Source organism: Bacteroides sp. MSK.20.82, assembly GCF_019052485.1.
Lineage (GTDB): Bacteria > Bacteroidota > Bacteroidia > Bacteroidales > Bacteroidaceae > Bacteroides > Bacteroides thetaiotaomicron.
Map to the genome: position 1 here is coordinate 1 of NZ_JAHQUN010000111.1, position 2,578 is coordinate 2,578.

Consider the following 2,578-nt stretch of genomic DNA (forward strand, 5'->3'; position numbering starts at 1 on the left):
CTGTATATCAACCTCAATTCAGGGATGAAGAACTGGAAGTAAAAGAACTTCAAGCAAAAGTAACGGCACGTCACCAAATAGATAGCCATGTGTATGAATACCTCCGTTATTCCTGCGGTTTCACTTCAGAAGAAATAAACCGGAACAAGGAAACATTTATAACTGCACAAGAAAATATTACTGACCTTATAAGAGAACTGGCTATCCTAAACGGAAAATCACGAGAAAAGAATAATCCAAAAGGTTGGATTATCAATGCACTAAAGGGGAAAATAAAGGAGTATAGTGCTTGATTTTCAAAAGGAATTGCTATATTTGTGGATATTAACTTTAAATTATACCATTATGAAAAAGTTTTATTATGTTATTTTAAGCATGATAGCAATAGCTTTAGTATCATGCACGTCTGAATTAGACGAGATAAATAACACTGTTCATCAGCAAGAAACCTTATCCGGAAATGAACTTGGTGCTAATCTAATGAAATCTTTTCAAAATGCAGTATCTCGAAGTAGTGAGATAAAGCATTTATCATATCCTTCATATTATGGAGGAGCCTATTTAAACAAAGAAGGCAAACTGGTTGTAAAGGTAGTCAATAAAACTTCGGAAGAGATAGAAAAAGATTTAATCACTCGATGTGGTGGAAATGGATCCATTGTGGATATCTGTGAATATTCTTATTCAGAACTATTAAATGCAGCAGAAAAGATGGATAACTATTTGTTATCTAAAAAGAATGCAGATAATCCTTTTGAATTTTATGGTTTTTCTATCTGCGATACAGACAACAACATAGAAGTCTATTTAGGTGACATTTCAGAATCAAATATACAAGACTTCAAAAAAGAAGTTTTAGAAGAACCCTTCTTGAAGTTTGTGAAATCAGAAAAACCAGCTTTCCTAAGCGAAATACTAACAGGGCAAAGTATTGTTTCCGGAACACGTTCATATGGTTCTGTCGGATTCCGAGCTAAGCGAAAAGATAGTCATGTTGTACCTGTTACAGGATTTGTTACCGCAGGACACGTTGTACAAAAAGCTGGAACTTATGTATACGAAAATGAATCGATGAGTACTCCTATAGGTTGTGCTGAAATTTCACAAACGTCAGGAGATACGGATGCTGCCTTTTGTTATTCAATGAATGGATATACATTTTCAAATCATTTATATAGCGATTTTTTATCTGTTAATCCAAAACTATCTTCTTATTTAGTTAATTCAAAAGTCGCAATTCGTGGTAGGCATAGCGCAAGTACTGGTTATATTAACTCCACTTATGCAACATCCACTTTTAAATGGCCCTCTCAAGGCATATCAGTTACTTTAACTGGCATAGTAAAAATGACCTGTAATTCACAAAGCGGAGATAGCGGATGCATTGTTTACACTCCTGATGATATGAATATAGCCGGAACATTAATAGGAGGTGTCACAAATTCCAATCCTTCATATTTTATGCCTGCTTCTCGTACCGTGGAAAAATATGGTTTGGAATTGTATTAGAATTATAAGCTTTGCTGTTTTCATTATATCCTGTTCGAATAAAAAAAACAGTAATTATATAGACACGTTAACTGTAAATGAAGTAATTTCCAATTGGAAGAATTCTATTAAAGAGAAAGGAGAACCACCTTATTTAGGAGGTATGTATGTGGAAAATGGAATTGTCTACTTTTGTATTACAAACGACACATACAATATACGGAATGATATTTTTGAAAGATGTAAAAGTTCCAATGGAGTAATTATAAAAATGTGTGGAAACAGTAAAGAGTCCTTAATGCAGCAAATAAAGATTTTAGACTCCTTATTACTTGAAAAAGATTTTACAAAATTAAAGTATTATGGTCACTATTTAGATGAAAGAAGGAATAAAGTAGTCATAATGTTGGGCGACACATCTACAAGTAATATTGCCTCCTTTAGAAAAAGTGTTATAGACTCTCCCAATTTAATTTTTGAGAAATCAGAAGAAATGTTTTTTGAATAAAGAGCAAGCCGCCGGAACTCCATAGATTCCCGGCGGCTTTTATATATAGGAATGGCATCAGTGCCATTTAAGAGTTTGCAAAGAATTACTATCTTTGCAAATATTTGGTTTTCTACCCATTTAACTCGTACATTTCTATTCCTTCCCTTCTTTCTGCTCTTGCATCTGCTGGTAATATTCATAAAAGGGCTGGTATCTGTCCCGTTCCTTGGCAGCATCCACCCACAAATAACACATGAGGCAGGCAAACAAGAGGGAGATAACGGCACAAAGAATGGAGTAGAACGAAACCCGTTTATCCACATAGCCGCCATTTTTCATTCTGTTCCCCAGCCGTTCAAATTCCGCCAATACGCTTTTTAGGCGATTTTCGGCACTTTCAAGGCTTCCTCTATCTACTTCTACCTTTTTGGCTGTTGCGTCCTCTATGCGCTTCGTATAGGATTCTACGCGCTTCAACTCTTGAAACACCAGCTCTACCGCAAGTTGCGGATTTACTTTGGGCGTGGTGTCCTTTCTCTTTCGGGGGCTGTACTGTCCCTGCTTATAGGTGTAATCCTCCGTCTTTGGGTTTGAGGGTGT

General features: G+C 35.8%; 3 protein-coding genes and 1 pseudogene. 3 read left to right on the forward strand and 1 reads right to left on the reverse strand.

What is annotated here, in order from left to right; genetic code table 11:
- The 3 genes and pseudogenes from KTR07_RS27925 to KTR07_RS27935 all read left to right on the forward strand — a co-directional run.
- A pseudogene (locus KTR07_RS27925) lies at window positions 1-293 on the forward strand (replication initiation protein); the annotation flags it as partial.
- A 52-nt stretch (window positions 294-345) separates the two neighbouring features.
- On the forward strand, window positions 346-1,509 hold the full coding sequence (locus KTR07_RS27930; RefSeq protein ID WP_154275601.1) for a hypothetical protein: 1,164 nt from the start codon (window positions 346-348) through the stop codon (window positions 1,507-1,509).
- On the forward strand, window positions 1,490-1,996 hold the full coding sequence (locus tag KTR07_RS27935) for a hypothetical protein (protein ID WP_008675760.1): 507 nt from the start codon (window positions 1,490-1,492) through the stop codon (window positions 1,994-1,996). The genes KTR07_RS27930 and KTR07_RS27935 overlap by 20 nt, the downstream gene beginning before the upstream one ends.
- A gap of 135 nt (window positions 1,997-2,131) precedes the next feature.
- On the opposite strand, the gene mbpC is transcribed toward KTR07_RS27935, so the two are convergent.
- On the reverse strand, window positions 2,132-2,578 hold a 447-nt coding region (mbpC, locus tag KTR07_RS27940; protein WP_217315574.1), incomplete at its 5' end, for a mobilization protein MbpC.